This window comes from Burkholderia plantarii (assembly GCF_001411805.1).
GTDB lineage: Bacteria > Pseudomonadota > Gammaproteobacteria > Burkholderiales > Burkholderiaceae > Burkholderia > Burkholderia plantarii.
Genome location: NZ_CP007212.1, coordinates 3,001,803 through 3,017,492 on the forward strand (window position 1 = coordinate 3,001,803; position 15,690 = coordinate 3,017,492).

The following is a 15,690-nucleotide window of genomic DNA, read 5'->3' on the forward strand; positions in this document are numbered from 1 at the left end:
CCGGCACCGCCGCGCAGCGCGCCCGCCCGGTCGGGGGCACCGGCCGGGGCCCCCGATCGGCTATAATTTCGCCTTTTCACGAAGCCGGAAAAGCGATCAACACCATGGAAGCGGAACGCCTCAACGCGATCGAAAGCTCTCTCTCGGACCTGCGCCGGCGCGCGGGCGAGCTACGGGGGTATCTTTGACTACGACGCCAAGTCCGCGCGTCTAGCCGAAGTCAACAAGGAACTCGAAGACCCGAACGTCTGGAACGATTCGAAGAACGCCCAGGCACTCGGCCGCGAGAAGAAATCGCTCGAAGGCGTCGTGCTGACGCTGAGCGCGCTCGACGACGATCTGCGCGACGCGCGCGATCTGTTCGACCTGGCGCGTGAAGAGAACGACGAGGACACGCTCGTCGCGAGCGAGAGCGATGCCGCCGCGCTGGAAAAGCGCGTGGCCGACATCGAGTTCCGCCGGATGTTCTCGAACCCGGCCGATCCGAACAACTGCTTCATCGACATCCAGGCCGGCGCGGGCGGCACCGAGGCCTGCGACTGGGCGTCGATGCTGCTGCGCCAGTACCTGCGCTACTGCGAGCGCAAGGGCTTCAAGGCCGAGGTGCTCGAAGAATCCGACGGCGACGTGGCCGGCATCAAGAACGCGACGATCAAGGTCAGCGGCGACTACGCCTACGGCTTCCTGCGCACCGAGACCGGCATCCACCGCCTCGTGCGCAAGTCGCCGTTCGACTCGTCGGGCGGCCGCCACACGTCGTTCTCGTCGGTGTTCGTCTATCCGGAGATCGACGATTCGATCGAGGTGGAGGTGAACCCGGCCGACCTGCGCATCGACACCTATCGCGCCTCGGGCGCGGGCGGCCAGCACATCAACAAGACCGACTCGGCGGTGCGGATCACGCACATGCCGACCGGCATCGTGGTGCAGTGCCAGAACGACCGCTCGCAGCACCGCAACCGCGCCGAAGCAATGGCAATGCTGAAGTCGCGCCTCTACGAGGCCGAGATGCGCAAGCGCCAGGCCGAGCAGGACAAGCTCGAATCGAGCAAGACGGACGTGGGCTGGGGCCACCAGATCCGCTCCTACGTGCTCGACCAGAGCCGCGTGAAAGATCTGCGCACCAACGTCGAAATGAGCAACACCAAAGCCGTGCTCGACGGCGATCTCGACGACTTCATCGGCGCGAGCCTGAAACAGGGCGTCTGAGCGCGGGCGGCGCCGCGCGCCGCTCGATCCGCCAAGTCCGCCGCGGCGGCACCGCGCCTCGCGCGGGCGCCGCGGGCATCGAGCCGGCGCCGCGGGCGCGACCCGCGCGGCACGCGTGGCAACGGCCCGGGCCGCCACCCTCGTTGCCGGCCGCACCCGAGTTACCCATCGAATTCCGACCATCATGACCGAACCGACCCAACCGCAAGCCGCGCCCGCGACCGACGAAAACCAGATCATCGCCGAGCGCCGCGAGAAGCTGCGCGCGCTGCGCGAGCAAGGCATCGCGTACCCGAACGACTTCCAGCCCACGCATCACGCGGCCGACCTGCAGTCGACCTATGCGGATGCCGACAAGGACGCGCTCGAGGCGCAGGCACTCGAGGTCCGGCTCGCCGGCCGGATGATGCTCAAGCGCGTGATGGGCAAGGCGAGCTTCGCGACCGTGCAGGACGGCTCGGGCCAGATCCAGTTCTTCGTGACGCCGGCCGACGTCGGCGCCGAGACCTACGACGCGTTCAAGAAGTGGGATCTCGGCGACATCGTCGCCGCGCGCGGCGTGCTGTTCCGCACCAACAAGGGCGAGCTGTCGGTCAAGTGCAGCGAGCTGCGGCTGCTGTCGAAGGCGCTGCGTCCGCTGCCGGACAAGTTCCACGGCCTCGCCGATCAGGAGATGCGCTATCGCCAGCGCTACGTCGACCTGATCGTCACGCCCGAGACGCGCAACACGTTCCGCGCGCGCACCAAGGCGATCTCGTCGATCCGCAAGTTCATGAGCGACGCCGAGTTCATGGAAGTCGAGACACCGATGCTGCACCCGATCCCGGGCGGCGCGGCGGCCAAGCCGTTCGTCACGCACCACAACGCGCTCGACATGCAGATGTTCCTGCGCATCGCGCCGGAGCTGTACCTGAAGCGCCTGATCGTCGGCGGCTTCGAGCGCGTGTTCGAGATCAACCGGAATTTCCGTAACGAGGGCGTCTCGCCGCGCCACAATCCGGAATTCACGATGATGGAGTTCTACGCCGCGTACACCGACTACCGCTGGCTGATGGACTTCACCGAACAGCTGATCCGCCAGGCCGCGATCGACGCGCTCGGCACCGCGACGATCCAGTACCAGGGTCGCGAGCTCGACCTCGCCAAGCCGTTCCACCGCCTCACGATCACGCAGGCAATCCAGAAGCACGCGCCCGACTACAGCGACGCGCAGCTCGCCGATCCGGCGTTCCTGCGCACCGAGTTGAAGCGCTTCGGCGTGGACGTGAACCAGCCCGCGTTCCTGAACGCCGGCCTCGGTGCGCTGCAGCTCGCGCTGTTCGAGGAGACCGCCGAGTCGCAGCTGTGGGAGCCGACCTACATCATCGACTACCCGGTCGAGGTGTCGCCGCTCGCGCGCGCCTCCGACACCGTGCCCGGCATCACCGAGCGCTTCGAGCTGTTCATGACGGGCCGCGAGATCGCCAACGGCTTCTCGGAGCTCAACGATCCGGAAGACCAGGCCGCGCGCTTCAGGAAGCAGGTCGAGCAGAAGGACGCCGGCGACGAGGAAGCGATGTTCTTCGACGCCGACTACATCCGCGCGCTCGAATACGGCATGCCCCCGACGGGCGGCTGCGGGATCGGCATCGACCGCCTCGTGATGCTGCTGACCGACAGCCCGACCATCCGCGACGTGCTGCTGTTCCCGCACCTGCGCCGCGAGGACTGATGCCCGAATGCCGTGTGGTTCGCGCGGCTCATCCATTCGCGCGAACGGCCCGGCGGGTTCGGCCGCCGGGCTTTTGCCGGCGGCCCGTCCGACAGCTTTGTAACGGCGCGTAAAATCTCCCGCTGCCGGGGCACGGGAGTTGCGGTGGCACCCTCCGCGCCAAGCCGGCCTCGCCGCCCTCCTCCCGCGTTCCCACCCCGTTTGCGCCGCTCCGGGGCGCGTCAATCGTTACAACTTGATACCGCGCCCTCCGCCCGGTTGATCGACACTTCCCAATAGAAAAAACGCACATCGAGTGCGCAGGAGAGTCGACATGGACAGCCCGGACAACGCTACGAATTCCACCGCATCCGCGCCGCGCAAGCGCCTTCATCCGCTCGTGGCCACGGCCGCCGGCGCCGTGATCGTCGCGAGCCTCGCGGCCACCGCCGCGATCACCGGAGTATTGCCGAAGGCTGGCGGCACCCCGGCCGCCGACACGCCGCCCGCCACCGTCGATACGGCCGCGCCGGCCAACGGCACGGCGAGCCCGGCAACGTTGCAGGCGCAACAGCCGCAGCAGCCGGCCCCGATGCAGGCCGCCGCGCCTGCGCCCGTCATCGCCCGCGCGCCGACGCAAAGCGCGCCGCCCGCCACGCCGCAACCGCCGCAATACGCGCAGCAGCCGGCCGAGCCGCAAGCCTCGGTCTGCCATACCTGCGGCACCGTGGTGGCCATCACCGAGACGCGCACCGAGGGCCATGGCACCGGGCTCGGCGCGGTCGGCGGCGCGGCCGCGGGCGGGCTGGTCGGCAACCAGTTCGGGCGCGGCGGCGGCCGTACCGCGATGACGATCATCGGCGCGCTCGGCGGCGGCCTCGCCGGCAACTCCGTCGAGAAGCATCTGCGCAGCGAAACCGACTATCACGTGCGCGTGCGCATGGAGAACGGCGCGACCCGCACGTTCACCTATCGCAACCCGCCGCCGTTCGGCCAGGGCCAGCGCGTTCACATCGAGCGCGGCACGCTGGTGGCGGGCTGACACCGTCGCGGCAACACCGGAAGCCAAAACGAAACGCCTCGCGATCACCGGATCGCGAGGCGTTTTTGCATGGGAAGGCGATGGCGCGGGACGCCCGGGCGGGCCTCGCGGCAAATCGGGATCAGGCGTCGTCGTAGTCGGCCTCGTCGATCCAGAGCAACTGGATCGCCTCCAGGATCTTCTCGCCCGACCGGTCCGGCGCGTCGTCGAAACCGTCGAGTCCGAGCACCCATTGATGGAGGTCCGTGAAGCGGATCGTCCTCGGATCCACGTCGGGATACTTGTCGGCGAGCGCAATCGCGATCTCGCGCGAATCGGTCCATTTCATCGTCGCACCTCGTGACGGGTTGGGGATCAGTGGTTTTCTTTCGCGTGGTTGATCGTGTACTTCGGAATCTCGACGACGAGGTCCGAATCGTCCTTCACGATCGCCTGGCACGACAGGCGCGACTGCGGCTCGAGCCCCCAGGCGCGATCGAGCAGATCGTCCTCGTCGTCGTCGGACGGATCGAGCGAGTTGAAGCCTTCGCGCACGATCACGTGGCAGGTCGTGCAGGCGCACGACTTTTCGCACGCATGTTCGATCTCGATGCCGTTGTCGAGCAGGTTGTCGCAGATGCTCTTGCCAGGCGTCGCGTCGATCACCGCGCCGTCCGGACAGAGTTCCACGTGGGGCAGCACTACGAGTTGAGGCATGTTGGTTCCGTGATTCATCGATGGCGCACCGCGCCACATCGCATCGCGCCCGCGCGCGATGCCGGTTTCAGATTTCGTCGAGCTTGCGCCCCGCGAGCGCGCGCCGGATGTTCTTGTTCATGCGCCGCGCCGCGAACTCGTCGGTGCCCTCGGCGAGTGCCTTGGTGGCCGCCTCGATCGCGTCGGCGTCGTCGCCGCCCGCGAGCGCGCGCACCTTCACGATCAGCGCGTCCACCACCGCGCGTTCCTCCGCGTCGAGCAGGTCCGCATCGATCGCAAGCGCCGCGTCGGTCGCTTCGACAATACGCTGCGCCTCGACCTGCGCTTCGCGCAGCGCGCGTGCGCGCATGTCGACCTCGGCGGTCTTGAAGCTGTCCTCGAGCATCTTCGCGATGTCGTCATCGGCGAGGCCGTAGGACGGCTTCACCACCACCGACGCCTCGACGCCCGAATGCTGCTCGCGCGCGAACACCGACAGCAGCCCGTCCGCGTCCACCTGATAGGTCACGCGAATCCGCGCCGCGCCGGCCGACATCGGCGGGATGCCGCGCAGCTCGAAGCGCGCGAGCGAACGGCAGTCGGCCACCAGTTCGCGCTCACCCTGCACGACATGGATTGCCATCGCGGTCTGGCCGTCCTTGAAGGTCGTGAATTCCTGCGCGCGCGCGACCGGGATCGTCGAGTTGCGCGGGATGATCTTCTCGACCAGGCCGCCCATGGTTTCGACGCCGAGCGACAGCGGGATCACGTCGAGCAGCAGCCAGTCGTCGCCGTTCGCGCGGTTGCCGGCCAGCAGGTCGGCCTGCACCGCCGCGCCAAGCGCGACGACCTGGTCCGGATCGAGATTGACGAGCGGCGGCTGGCCGAAGAAACGCTCGACCGCCGCGCGGATCACCGGCATGCGCGTCGCGCCGCCCACCAGCACCACGCCCTTGATATCGGCCGTGGTCACCTGCGCGTCGCGCAGCGCCTTGCGCGTCGGCGCCAGCGTGCGCGCCACCAGCGGCTGGACAAGCTCGGCAAACGCCTCGGCCGTGAGGGTCTGCGCGATCGCCACGCCGTTCGACAGCGTCAGTTCGAATGCCACCTGCGGTTGATCGGTGAGCGCTTCCTTGACCGTGCGCGCGCGGTCGAGCAGCGCGCGCACGTCCTCGGCCGACAGCGCGGGCGCCTCGATGCCGGCTGTCGCGAGCACCTGCGCGAACAGCGCGTGATCGAAGTCGTCGCCGCCGAGCGCCGAATCGCCGCCCGCCGCGAGCACCTCGAACACGCCCTTGGTCAGCTTCAGGATCGACAGGTCGAAGGTGCCGCCGCCGAGATCGTAGACGGCGTAGAGCCCTTCCGCGCCGTTGTCGAGGCCATAGGCGATCGCGGCCGCGGTCGGCTCGTTCAGCAGGCGCAGCACGTTCAGGCCGGCGAGCCGCGCGGCGTCCTTGGTCGCCTGGCGCTGCGCGTCGTCGAAATAGGCCGGCACGGTGATCACCGCGCCGACCAGATCGTCGCCGAGCGTGTCCTCTGCGCGCTGGCGCAGCGTCGCGAGGATCTCGGCCGACACCTCGACCGGGCTCTTCACGCCGTCGACGGTGCGGATCTGCACCATGCCGGGCGCGTCGACGAAGTCGTAGGGCGCATTCGCCGCGTGTTCGACCTCGGCCTTGCCGCGGCCCATGAAGCGCTTGACCGACACGATCGTGTTGCGCGGGTCGCTGGCCGCCGCGTCCTTGGCGGCGTGGCCGATCCGGCGGCCGCCCTTCTCGAGGTAGCGGACCACGGACGGCAGCAGCGCGCGGCCTTCGTCGTCGGGCAGCACTTCGGGCACGCTGTTGCGCACCGACGCGACGAGCGAATTCGTCGTGCCGAGATCGATGCCGACGGCGAGGCGCCGCTGATGCGGCGCGGGCGCCATGCCGGGTTCGGAGATTTGCAGTAAAGCCATCGGTATCTTCGGTGAGGGGCCTGCGGCCCCGCTTGCATCGCGCGCCGTGTGCGGGACACGGCGAAGCGCGGTTAATCTTCGAGACGTTCGATCTGCGTGGCCACTTCGGCGGCCACGCGCTCGATGAACATCAGCTGCCGCACGGCCTCGGCCGCGCCCTGATCCGAACCGCTGTCGAGCAGCGCCGCGAGCTTGTCGAGACGCGCGCGCTTCTCGTCGCGCAGTTCGGCGAGCAGCGCGTCGAGCGCCGGCACATTCTTCGCGCCTGCCGCATCCTCGATCGCCTCGCGCCATTCCATCTGCTGCATCAGGAACGCCGGTTCCATCGCGGTGTTGTTTTCCGCGCCGACGTCCACGCCGCGCAGCGACAACAGATAGATCGCGCGCTTGAGCGGATCACGCAGCGTCTGGTACGCCTCGTTGGCGCGCGTCGCCCACTGCATCGCGATGCGCTTCTGCGCGTCGCCGGCCGCGGCGAAGCGGTCCGGATGCACTTGCGACTGCACGGCGCGATAGGCCGTGTCGAGCGCGCCGGCATCGAGCGCGAACCGCGTCGGCAGATGAAAGAGTTCGAAATAGCTGTCTTTCAGCGAATTCATCGCGTGGCGTCCAATCAAGGGCAGGAGGGAATGCACGGGCGCGGCGCGTGCCGCACAAGAAAAAGGCGGCCAGTGCCGCCTGTCGCCCGCATCGCGCGGTTCGCCCTCAGACGCGGAACGACTCGCCGCAGCCGCACTCGTCCTTCACGTTCGGATTGTTGAACCTGAAGCCTTCATTCAACCCTTCGCGCGCGAAATCGAGCTCGGTGCCGTCGATGTAGGCGAGGCTCTTCGGATCGACCACGACCTTCACGCCATGGCTCTCGAACACCTGATCCTCGGTCGCGACGTCGTCGACATACTCGAGCTTGTAGGCGAGCCCCGAGCAACCGGTCGTGCGCACGCCAAGCCGCAGGCCCAGCCCCTTGCCGCGTCGCGTCAGGTACTTCTGTACGTGTTGCGCTGCTTTTTCGGTCAGTGTGATTGCCATGATGTTCCTGGTCGCACGCATCGCGCGCGTGCGTCTTCCTCGATAAACCTCGCCACCGGCCGTGCCGGCGGCGCACCGCACCTGCTGCCGGCGTTCAGGCCGCCTGGCCGTCTTCCGCCGTCACGTCGTGGCGCTTGCGATAGTCGGCCACGGCCGCCTTGATGGCGTCCTCGGCAAGGATCGAGCAGTGGATCTTCACCGGCGGCAGCGCGAGTTCCTCGGCGATCTGGGTGTTCTTGATGGCCAGCGCCTGATCGAGCGTCTTGCCCTTCACCCATTCGGTGACGAGCGAGCTCGAGGCGATGGCCGAACCGCAGCCGTAAGTCTTGAACTTCGCGTCTTCAATCACGCCGTCGGTGCCGACGCGAATCTGCAGCTTCATCACGTCGCCGCAGGCCGGCGCACCGACCATGCCGGTACCGACCGCGTCGTCATCCTTCGAGAACGAACCGACGTTGCGCGGGTTTTCGTAGTGGTCCAGAACCTTGTTGCTGTAAGACATGTTCGACTCCTGTGCGTTACGTGTACGCGGCGCCGGGCCGCGCGAACTTCATTCAGTGTGCGGCCCACTCGATCGTCGAGAGGTCGATGCCGTCCTTGTGCATTTCCCAAAGCGGCGACAGATCGCGCAGCTTCGCGATCTTGCCCTGCAGCAGGTTGATCACGTAGTCGACGTCCTGCTCGGTCGTGAAGCGGCCGACCGTGAAGCGGATCGAGCTGTGGGCGAGTTCGTCGTTGCGGCCGAGCGCGCGCAGCACGTAGGACGGTTCCAGCGACGCCGAGGTGCAGGCCGAGCCGGACGACACCGCGACGTCCTTGATCGCCATGATCAGCGACTCGCCTTCGACGAAATTGAAGCTGATGTTCAGGTTGTGCGGGACACGATGCTCCATGTCGCCGTTTACATAGGTTTCCTCGATCTGCGAGAGGCCGCGCAGCAGCTTGTCGCGCAACGCGCGCACGCGTTCGTTCTCGACCGCCATTTCCTCGCGCGCGAGGCGGAACGCCTCGCCCATGCCGACGATCTGGTGCGTCGCCAGCGTGCCCGAACGCATGCCGCGCTCGTGGCCGCCGCCATGCATCTGCGCCTCGATCCGCACGCGCGGCTTGCGGCGTACGTAGAGCGCGCCGATGCCCTTCGGGCCGTAGGTCTTGTGCGCCGAGAACGACATCAGGTCGACCTTCAGCTTCGCGAGATCGATCGGCGCCTTGCCGGTCGATTGCGCCGCATCGACGTGGAACACGATGCCCTTCTCGCGGCAGATCTCGCCGATCGTCTCGATATCCTGGATCACGCCGATCTCGTTGTTCACGTGCATCACCGAGACCAGAATCGTGTCGGGGCGCAGCGCGGCCTTGAACACCTCGAGATCGATCAGGCCGTCGTCCTTCACGTCGAGGTAGGTAACCTCGAAGCCTTCGCGCTCGAGCTCGCGGCAGGTATCAAGCACGGCCTTGTGCTCGGTCTTCACCGTGATGATGTGCTTGCCCTTGCCCTGGTAGAAATGCGCCGCGCCCTTGATCGCGAGATTGTCCGATTCGGTCGCGCCGGACGTCCAGATGATCTCGCGCGGGTCCGCGTTCACGAGTGCCGCCACCTGCTCGCGCGCCTCTTCGACCGCGCGCTCCGCATCCCAGCCGTAAGCGTGGCTGCGCGATGCCGGGTTGCCGAACTGCTCGCGCAGATACGGCACCATCTTGTCGACGACGCGCGGATCGACCGGGGTCGTCGCGCTGTAGTCCATATAGATGGGCAGGTGAGGAATATCGTTGTTCATCTGTCGCTCCGGGTATTCATTCAATGCAGGGACGATTCTTTTTTGTGTAGACAACCGATGCGCGCGGCCTGCCGCGCGTCACGAACTCGCGATGTTGAACACCGAGTTCGGCCCGAGCGGCATCGCCCGCACAGGCTCCACGGGGGTGGCCGGCTCCGGCGCGCGGCGATCGCGCAGCACGGCGGGCGCACCCTCTTTGGCACGCTGCTGATCGACGAGATCCTGCAGCGACACCGAGTCGAGGTATTCGACCATCTTCTGGTTGAGCGTCGACCAGAGCTCGTGCGTCATGCAATGTCCGTCGGGTTGCTTGGTCCCTTCACAGGTCCCCTTGCCACCGCATTGCGTCGCGTCGAGCGGCTCGTCGACCGCGATGATGATGTCTGCCACCGTCACGTCGGTGGCGCGGCGCGCGAGATTGTAGCCGCCCCCCGGACCGCGGACCGATTCGACGATCTCGTGCCGGCGCAGCTTTCCAAACAACTGCTCCAGATACGAGAGCGAGATGCGCTGGCGCTGGCTGATGCCTGCAAGCGTCACCGGCCCCTGCTCCTGGCGCAGTGCCAAGTCAATCATCGCCGTGACGGCGAAACGGCCTTTCGTGGTGAGTCTCATAGTCGTAGGGGACAGCAATCTTGACGATTTTGGTCAAGTATAAATATCTGACGTTTTTAGTCAAGTATCCCTGTCCGTAAAAGGGGATTCAGCGAACGCTGCATTGCCCCGCAGCGGCCCGGATCAGTCGGTGCCGGATGCCCGCAACGAGGCGAGCAAGCCTGCGCAGGCGGCCTCGCACTGGTCGAGCACCTGCTCGAAACCTTGCGCGCCGCCGAAATAGGGATCGGCCACTTCACGCGCGGCGCTGGGGCCGGCGAATTCCATCAGCAGGCGCAATTTGTGGCGATGTTCGGCGGGCGCGCGGCGGCGCAGTTCAGCCAGATTCGCGTCGTCCATCGCGAGCAGCAGGTCGAAGCGCACGAAATCGGCCGCCTCGACCTGACGCGCGCGCAGCGCCGAGAGATCGTAGCCGCGCGAACGCGCCGCCTGCTGGGCGCGCGGATCGGGCGGCGCGCCGACATGCCAGTCGCCGGTGCCGGCCGAATCGATTTCGATCGCATGCGCGAGCCCGGCCGCGTCGACTTGGGCGCGCATCACGCCCTCCGCGGTCGGCGACCGGCAGATGTTGCCGAGACAGACGAAGCAGACGGAGGCGCGTTTCATCGTGCGGCCGGGTGGCGGCCGATGGCCGCGAAAAAGGCAAGCGCCTGATTATACAGGCGCGCCCCATTTATCGCGGCCGGCCGGCACGACATCAAAGCGCCTTGGTGGCGACGATCGGCGTGGCCGAGGCGGCGTCGGGCGATTCGCCGACGAGCCCGAACGACACCGTGCGAGCCAGTTCCGCCGAGGCCTGCCGGATCGCCAGCGGCTCGCTCGGGCGCGCGGCGGCCGAGGCGTGCAGATAGGCAGCTGCGGCAAGCGGGACGACGATCGCGAGCGGCCAGTACATCGATATTGTCTTTTTCATGATGCGACCTCTTGGTGACTGCGCATCGGAACCAATGACCGATGCTGACAGACGCCATTCTATAGATCGCACCTATTAAGAAAAACCATCAAATAGCGAACGCAGTGTTGTCGTGCGGCGAACAGTCGCCAAATTCGTAGCGGCGCCACTGCGGCAAATCAACATCAAATCGATGCGCATGCCCTCGCTGGCGGACTTCCCACCCTTATCCCAGGTGGGTCTGCGAGGCCGCGTAGAGTTCGCGAAACGTGCGACCGGTGGGCGTCGGTAGATCGCGCGTGTCGGTCCAGCCAGCCGCGAGCGGCAGGCGCCGGATGCCGCGCCCCGAATCGCGCGCGCCGCCGACGCGCTCGAGAATGCGCACGCCCAGCTTGGTGACGAGACCGTACAGCATCGGCCGGCGCGCCATGAAGCCCCAGACGGCCAGCGCCGCCCGCTCGCGCCACGGCCGCAGGCGCCGCTCGACCTGCTTCTCGCGCAGGCTGCGCAGCAGGCCCGACAGCGGGATACCGACCGGACAGACGCTGTCGCATTCGCCGCAGAGCGTGGCCGCCTGCGGCAGGTCGAGCGAGCGATCGATCCCCACGTAGCTCGGCGTCAGCACCGAGCCCATCGGCCCCGGATAGACCCAGCCATAGGCGTGGCCGCCAATCTTCTGGTAGACGGGACAATGGTTCATGCAGGCGCCGCAGCGGATGCAGCGCAGCATCTCCTGGAATTCGCCGCCGAGCAGGCCGGTGCGGCCGCCGTCGACGAGCACCACGTAGTTGTGCTCCGGGCCGTCCTCGTCACCGGGGCCGCGCGGCCCCGTCAGCAGAGAGAAATAGTTCGAGACCTTCTGCCCGGTCGCCGAACGCGGCAGCAGCCGCATCGCGGTGGCGAGATCCTCGAGCGTCGGCAGCACCTTTTCGATGCCGGTCACGGCCACGTGGACGCGCGGCATCACGGTACACATGCCCTCGTTGCCCTCGTTGGTCACGAGCACCACCGAGCCGGTCTCGGCCACCACGAAGTTGCCGCCCGTCAGGCCCATATCGGCGCCCAGGAAGTGCGAGCGCAGCATCTCGCGCGCCTCGCGCGTCATGTCGGGAATCTCGGTGAGCCGCGCGCGCTTGTGCGTGGCGGCGAACAGGTCGGCGATCTCGTCCTTGTCCTTGTGGAGCACCGGCGCAATGATGTGGCTCGGCGCCTCGTTGCCGTTGATCTGCAGGATGTACTCGCCCAGATCGGTCTCCACCGATTCCACGCCGATCTCCGCGAGCACCGCGTTGATGCGCATCTCCTCCGATACCATCGACTTGGTCTTGATCACTTTCCTCACGTCATGGCGCTTCGCGATGTCGGCCACGAGCTCGGCCGCGTCGGCCATCGATTCCGCGAACAGCACCGTCGTGCCGCGCCGCGCCGCCTCGCGCTCGAACGCCTCGAGCCAGATGTCGAGATGCTCCAGCGCGCGGTTGCGGCGCGCCTTCAGCGCGGCGCGCGTGGCCGGGAAGTCGATCTGCGCCATCGCATCGGTGCGCACCGACACGAAATTCGTCGACAGCTTCTTGAGGTTCTGCTGCAGGCGCTGGTCGGCAAGCTTCTGCCCCGCGCGCGCCTTGAACTGCATCGATTGGACTTGCATGGCTGGCTGACTCGGCTGGCGGCAATCGGAATAGGGAACGCGGCGCGAGCCGCTCAGAGATCGCCGGCGAGCACCTGCGCGACGTGCAGCACGCGCGTTTCGGTGTCGCCCAGGCGGCGCAGCCGGCCCTCGATGTTGAGGATGCAGCCGAGATCGCCGAGCACCACGGCGCGCGCGCCGCTCGCCTGCACGTTCGCGCACTTCTCGTCGACGATCGCGGTGGAAATGGCGCCGTACTTGACCGCGAACGTGCCGCCGAAGCCGCAGCAGTGTTCGCAATCCTTCATCTCGGTGATCTCGACACCGCGCTGGGCCAGCAGCGCGCGCGGCTGTGCCTTCACGCCGAGCTCGCGCAGGCCCGAGCAGGAATCGTGATAGGCCACCGGCCCGCTGAATTCGCCCGGCGGCAGCTGCACCTTCGCGACGTGGACGAGGAACTCGGTCAGCTCGTAGACACGCTCGCGCAGGCGCCCGAATCGCGCCATCAGCTCGGGATCGTCGCGGAACAGGTCGCCGTAATGCGCGCGGATCATGCCGCCGCACGAGCCCGACGGCACCACGACGTAGTCGAACGGCTCGAATTCGCGCAGCGTCTTCTCGGCGAGATCGCGCGCGAGGCGCCGGTCGCCCGAGTTGTAGGCGGGCTGCCCGCAGCAGGTCTGCGCGGGCGGCACGCCCACCTCGAAACCGGCCTCGCGAATCAGCTTCAGCGCGGAAAAACCGATTTCGGGTCGCATCAGATCTATGAGGCAGGTGACGAACAATCCGACTCGCATGACGGCTCCCTGGAGAAAACGCCGCTCATTATCCGCCCTTTGCCGCGCCGGACCAACGCCGCAGCGCCGCAAAAGGCGAAAGGGAATTCCCCGATTCGATCAGAAGGTCTCCTCGAACGGCGTTCGCTTTTTTCACATTACGATATACAATCGGCTCCTCACCGTTTGACAGGTCAACTGATTTTCACGATGAGCACTCAGAATCCTGACCCGAAGACGTCGATCCAGGTGATCGAACGCATGATGCGACTGCTCGATGCGCTCGCCGACCACACCGACCCGGTCAGCCTGAAGGAGCTCGCCCGGCGCACGGAGCTGCATCCCTCCACCGCGCACCGGATTCTCAACGACATGGTGACCTGTCGCCTCGTCGACCGTTCGGACCCCGGCACCTATCGCCTCGGCATGCGGCTGCTGGAGCTCGGCAACCTCGTCAAGGCACGGCTGTCGGTGCGCGACGCGGCGCTGATGCCGATGCGCGAACTGCACCGGCTGACGGGGCAGACCGTGAACCTGTCGGTGCGCCAGGGCGACGAGATCGTCTACATCGAGCGCGCTTATTCGGAGCGCTCGGGCATGCAGGTCGTGCGCGCGATCGGCGGACGCGCGCCGCTGCACCTGACCTCGGTCGGCAAGCTGTTCCTGGCCGCTGACGAAACCACGCGCGTGCGCGCCTACGCGACGCGCACCGGCCTGGCTGGTCATACCCAGAACAGCATCACCGACTTGATGAAGCTCGAGCGCGAACTGACGCTGGTGCGCCAGCAGGCCTGCGCGCGCGACAACGAGGAACTCGAGCTCGGCGTGCGCTGCATCGCGGCCGGCATCTACGACGACTCTGGCAAGCTGGTGGCCGGGCTGTCACTGTCGGCCCCGGCCGACCGGCTGCAGGACGCCTGGCTCGGTCAGATCAGCCATACCGCGCTGACCATCTCCGAGGCGCTCGGCTATCGGCCGCCGCGCGAGGTCCCGGGCGAGGCGCTCGCCAAGTCGCTCTGACGCGAGCAGCCGGCCGGCCCCGCGAATTCCGGTGCGCCAATTGAAAAACCCCGCGATCGCGGGGTTTTTTCTGCTCGAATGATCCGGTACGACGCGACGATCAGGTGCCGCCGGCGCCCGTGTTCGCCGCCGTCAGACGCTCGCCGCCGCCGGCGTCGAGCCAGTTGCGCACGCGCGAGGCATCGGCGGTGCGCGAGTACTTGCCGAACGAATCGAGCAGCACCATCACGATCGGCTTGCCGTGGATCGTCGTCTGCATCACGAGGCACTCGCCGGCCTCGTTGATGAAGCCGGTCTTCTGCAGCCCGATGTCCCACGACGGATTGCGCACTAGCGCGTTCGTGCTGTTGTAGACGAGCGAGCGCTTGCCGGTGAACACCGTATAGGTGCGGTCGGTCGAGAAGCGGCGGATCAGCGGGTACTGGTACGCGGCGTCGATCATCTTGACGAGGTCGCGCGCGCTCGACACGTTGAGACTCGTCAGACCCGTCGAGTTCTCGAAATGCGTGTCGGTCATGCCAAGCGACTTCGCCTTCGCGTTCATCGCCGCGATGAACGCCGGACGGCCACCCGGGTAGTAGCGCGACAGGGCGGCCGCGGCGCGGTTCTCGGAGGCCATCAGCGCGATGTGGAGCATGTCCTCGCGCGACAGCACCGAGCCCACCGACAGGCGCGAACCGGTGCCCTTCTCGTAGTCGCGATCCTCGTCGGTGACCGCGATCTGCTCCTCGAGCGGCGCCTTCGAATCGAGCACGACCATCGCAGTCATCAGCTTCGAGATCGAGGCGATCGGCACGACGGCATGCGAATTCTTGTCGAGCAGCGGCTCGGAGGTGGCCTGATCGACGACGTAGGCCACGCTCGAACGCAGCGCGAGCGCGTCGGGCGTGTCATGCAGGCCGAACGCCTGACCGACCGACTGCTGGCGCGGCTGGAACGCGACGCGGCGCACGGCACCGTGATGGTGGCCCGGGCCGGCCGCGAGCGTGACGTGCCGGCGGCCGCGGTGCGGCGCTTCGGCGGCGGCCACGTGGGCGGCTTTCTTCTCGGCGGCGACGGTCCGCTTCTTGCCCTTGGCGGACGCGGCCGCTTTCGCGGATTTGGTGGATTTGGCGGGCGCGGCAACGGCATCCGCGGGCGCGACGGCGACCGATGCGACGAGCATCGAGACAGCCACCGACACTGCGGTGCCGAGGGCCGCACCGTGCATCATCTTCAACGGCGAGAACAGTGAGGCTTTCATTGGGGTCTGGACAGAGCGGCGGGAGGTTTCCGCAAGTGTAGTAAAACCTGAAAAAATAAGCAATTTTAGGCACTTACCGGCTTTCGTTAAACCGGATTGTAAGAGACGATCGCCCACGCGCGATCACCCTCCCGTTT

The 15,690-nt window shown here is 67.1% G+C and carries 17 protein-coding genes; 4 read left to right on the forward strand and 13 right to left on the reverse strand.

Going from position 1 to position 15,690, the window contains the following annotated elements:
• The first annotated feature begins 104 nt into the window (after positions 1 to 104).
• From prfB to bpln_RS12805, 3 genes are all read left to right on the forward strand, one after another.
• Positions 105 to 1,209 (forward strand): peptide chain release factor 2 gene (prfB, locus tag bpln_RS12795; RefSeq protein WP_123863546.1). Its coding sequence is split into 2 segments (ribosomal slippage): positions 105 to 185 and positions 187 to 1,209, totalling 1,104 coding nucleotides; the frame shifts between segments, so codons are not numbered across the junction.
• A 184-nt stretch (positions 1,210 to 1,393) separates the two neighbouring features.
• Positions 1,394 to 2,920 carry a lysine--tRNA ligase gene (gene lysS, locus bpln_RS12800; RefSeq protein WP_042625474.1) on the forward strand — a complete coding sequence of 509 codons (1,527 nt, stop codon included), beginning with the start codon at positions 1,394 to 1,396 and terminating at the stop codon, positions 2,918 to 2,920.
• Positions 2,921 to 3,233: 313 nt separating this feature from the next.
• A complete protein-coding gene (locus bpln_RS12805) occupies positions 3,234 to 3,941 on the forward strand; it encodes a glycine zipper 2TM domain-containing protein (RefSeq protein WP_055138987.1) in 708 nt (235 codons plus the stop codon).
• Positions 3,942 to 4,062: 121 nt separating this feature from the next.
• On the opposite strand, the gene iscX is transcribed toward bpln_RS12805, so the two are convergent.
• The 12 genes from iscX to bpln_RS12865 form a co-directional block, all read right to left on the reverse strand.
• Complete coding sequence (gene iscX, locus bpln_RS12810; protein WP_042625476.1) at positions 4,063 to 4,269, reverse strand: Fe-S cluster assembly protein IscX; 207 nt, start codon at positions 4,267 to 4,269, stop codon at positions 4,063 to 4,065.
• Between the two features lie 26 nt (positions 4,270 to 4,295).
• The gene (gene fdx, locus bpln_RS12815; RefSeq protein ID WP_042626689.1) at positions 4,296 to 4,637 is read right to left on the reverse strand and encodes an ISC system 2Fe-2S type ferredoxin; all 342 of its coding nucleotides are present in this window, start codon (positions 4,635 to 4,637) and stop codon (positions 4,296 to 4,298) included.
• A gap of 67 nt (positions 4,638 to 4,704) precedes the next feature.
• Positions 4,705 to 6,573, reverse strand: coding sequence for a Fe-S protein assembly chaperone HscA (gene hscA, locus bpln_RS12820; protein WP_055138988.1), 1,869 nt, complete (start codon positions 6,571 to 6,573; stop codon positions 4,705 to 4,707).
• Positions 6,574 to 6,644: 71 nt separating this feature from the next.
• Positions 6,645 to 7,172 (reverse strand): Fe-S protein assembly co-chaperone HscB, encoded by a 528-nt coding sequence (gene hscB, locus bpln_RS12825; protein ID WP_042625478.1) that lies wholly within the window; start codon positions 7,170 to 7,172, stop codon positions 6,645 to 6,647.
• Positions 7,173 to 7,278: 106 nt separating this feature from the next.
• Positions 7,279 to 7,602 (reverse strand): iron-sulfur cluster assembly protein IscA, encoded by a 324-nt coding sequence (gene iscA / locus bpln_RS12830; protein WP_042625479.1) that lies wholly within the window; start codon positions 7,600 to 7,602, stop codon positions 7,279 to 7,281.
• A gap of 94 nt (positions 7,603 to 7,696) precedes the next feature.
• Positions 7,697 to 8,104, reverse strand: a complete 408-nt coding sequence (gene iscU / locus bpln_RS12835) for a Fe-S cluster assembly scaffold IscU (RefSeq protein ID WP_042625480.1) — start codon at positions 8,102 to 8,104, stop codon at positions 7,697 to 7,699.
• 52 nt (positions 8,105 to 8,156) lie between these two features.
• Positions 8,157 to 9,380: an IscS subfamily cysteine desulfurase gene (locus bpln_RS12840; protein ID WP_042625481.1), complete on the reverse strand. Its 1,224-nt coding sequence runs from the start codon at positions 9,378 to 9,380 to the stop codon at positions 8,157 to 8,159.
• A gap of 78 nt (positions 9,381 to 9,458) precedes the next feature.
• A complete protein-coding gene (gene iscR / locus bpln_RS12845; RefSeq protein WP_042625482.1) occupies positions 9,459 to 9,995 on the reverse strand; it encodes a Fe-S cluster assembly transcriptional regulator IscR in 537 nt (178 codons plus the stop codon).
• A gap of 123 nt (positions 9,996 to 10,118) precedes the next feature.
• Positions 10,119 to 10,601, reverse strand: coding sequence for a low molecular weight protein-tyrosine-phosphatase (locus tag bpln_RS12850; RefSeq protein ID WP_042625483.1), 483 nt, complete (start codon positions 10,599 to 10,601; stop codon positions 10,119 to 10,121).
• Positions 10,602 to 10,692: 91 nt separating this feature from the next.
• Complete coding sequence (locus tag bpln_RS12855) at positions 10,693 to 10,908, reverse strand: hypothetical protein (protein WP_042625484.1); 216 nt, start codon at positions 10,906 to 10,908, stop codon at positions 10,693 to 10,695.
• Positions 10,909 to 11,113: 205 nt separating this feature from the next.
• On the reverse strand, positions 11,114 to 12,535 hold the full coding sequence (locus bpln_RS12860; protein ID WP_055138989.1) for a lactate utilization protein B: 1,422 nt from the start codon (positions 12,533 to 12,535) through the stop codon (positions 11,114 to 11,116).
• Positions 12,536 to 12,588: 53 nt separating this feature from the next.
• Positions 12,589 to 13,311 (reverse strand): (Fe-S)-binding protein, encoded by a 723-nt coding sequence (locus bpln_RS12865; RefSeq protein WP_042625486.1) that lies wholly within the window; start codon positions 13,309 to 13,311, stop codon positions 12,589 to 12,591.
• A gap of 189 nt (positions 13,312 to 13,500) precedes the next feature.
• Here bpln_RS12865 and bpln_RS12870 point away from each other — a divergent pair, with 189 nt between their 5' ends.
• Complete coding sequence (locus bpln_RS12870) at positions 13,501 to 14,310, forward strand: IclR family transcriptional regulator (protein ID WP_042625487.1); 810 nt, start codon at positions 13,501 to 13,503, stop codon at positions 14,308 to 14,310.
• Between the two features lie 100 nt (positions 14,311 to 14,410).
• Here the strand turns inward: bpln_RS12870 and pbpG are convergent, their stop codons facing one another.
• Positions 14,411 to 15,553 carry a D-alanyl-D-alanine endopeptidase gene (gene pbpG / locus bpln_RS12875; protein ID WP_042625488.1) on the reverse strand — a complete coding sequence of 381 codons (1,143 nt, stop codon included), beginning with the start codon at positions 15,551 to 15,553 and terminating at the stop codon, positions 14,411 to 14,413.
• Between the last annotated feature and the right edge of the window lie 137 nt (positions 15,554 to 15,690).

Excerpts from the sequence above, each read along its gene's own strand:
- lysS (WP_042625474.1), top strand. The coding sequence starts at position 1,394 with ATGACCGAACCGACCCAACCGCAAGCCGCGCCCGCGACCGACGAAAAC.
- bpln_RS12805 (WP_055138987.1), top strand. The coding sequence starts at position 3,234 with ATGGACAGCCCGGACAACGCTACGAATTCCACCGCATCCGCGCCGCGC.
- iscX (WP_042625476.1), bottom strand. The coding sequence starts at position 4,269 with ATGAAATGGACCGATTCGCGCGAGATCGCGATTGCGCTCGCCGACAAG.
- fdx (WP_042626689.1), bottom strand. The coding sequence starts at position 4,637 with ATGCCTCAACTCGTAGTGCTGCCCCACGTGGAACTCTGTCCGGACGGC.
- hscA (WP_055138988.1), bottom strand. The coding sequence starts at position 6,573 with ATGGCTTTACTGCAAATCTCCGAACCCGGCATGGCGCCCGCGCCGCAT.
- hscB (WP_042625478.1), bottom strand. The coding sequence starts at position 7,172 with ATGAATTCGCTGAAAGACAGCTATTTCGAACTCTTTCATCTGCCGACG.
- iscA (WP_042625479.1), bottom strand. The coding sequence starts at position 7,602 with ATGGCAATCACACTGACCGAAAAAGCAGCGCAACACGTACAGAAGTAC.
- iscU (WP_042625480.1), bottom strand. The coding sequence starts at position 8,104 with ATGTCTTACAGCAACAAGGTTCTGGACCACTACGAAAACCCGCGCAAC.
- bpln_RS12840 (WP_042625481.1), bottom strand. The coding sequence starts at position 9,380 with ATGAACAACGATATTCCTCACCTGCCCATCTATATGGACTACAGCGCG.
- iscR (WP_042625482.1), bottom strand. The coding sequence starts at position 9,995 with ATGAGACTCACCACGAAAGGCCGTTTCGCCGTCACGGCGATGATTGAC.
- bpln_RS12850 (WP_042625483.1), bottom strand. The coding sequence starts at position 10,601 with ATGAAACGCGCCTCCGTCTGCTTCGTCTGTCTCGGCAACATCTGCCGG.
- bpln_RS12855 (WP_042625484.1), bottom strand. The coding sequence starts at position 10,908 with ATGAAAAAGACAATATCGATGTACTGGCCGCTCGCGATCGTCGTCCCG.
- bpln_RS12860 (WP_055138989.1), bottom strand. The coding sequence starts at position 12,535 with ATGCAAGTCCAATCGATGCAGTTCAAGGCGCGCGCGGGGCAGAAGCTT.
- bpln_RS12865 (WP_042625486.1), bottom strand. The coding sequence starts at position 13,311 with ATGCGAGTCGGATTGTTCGTCACCTGCCTCATAGATCTGATGCGACCC.
- bpln_RS12870 (WP_042625487.1), top strand. The coding sequence starts at position 13,501 with ATGAGCACTCAGAATCCTGACCCGAAGACGTCGATCCAGGTGATCGAA.
- pbpG (WP_042625488.1), bottom strand. The coding sequence starts at position 15,553 with ATGAAAGCCTCACTGTTCTCGCCGTTGAAGATGATGCACGGTGCGGCC.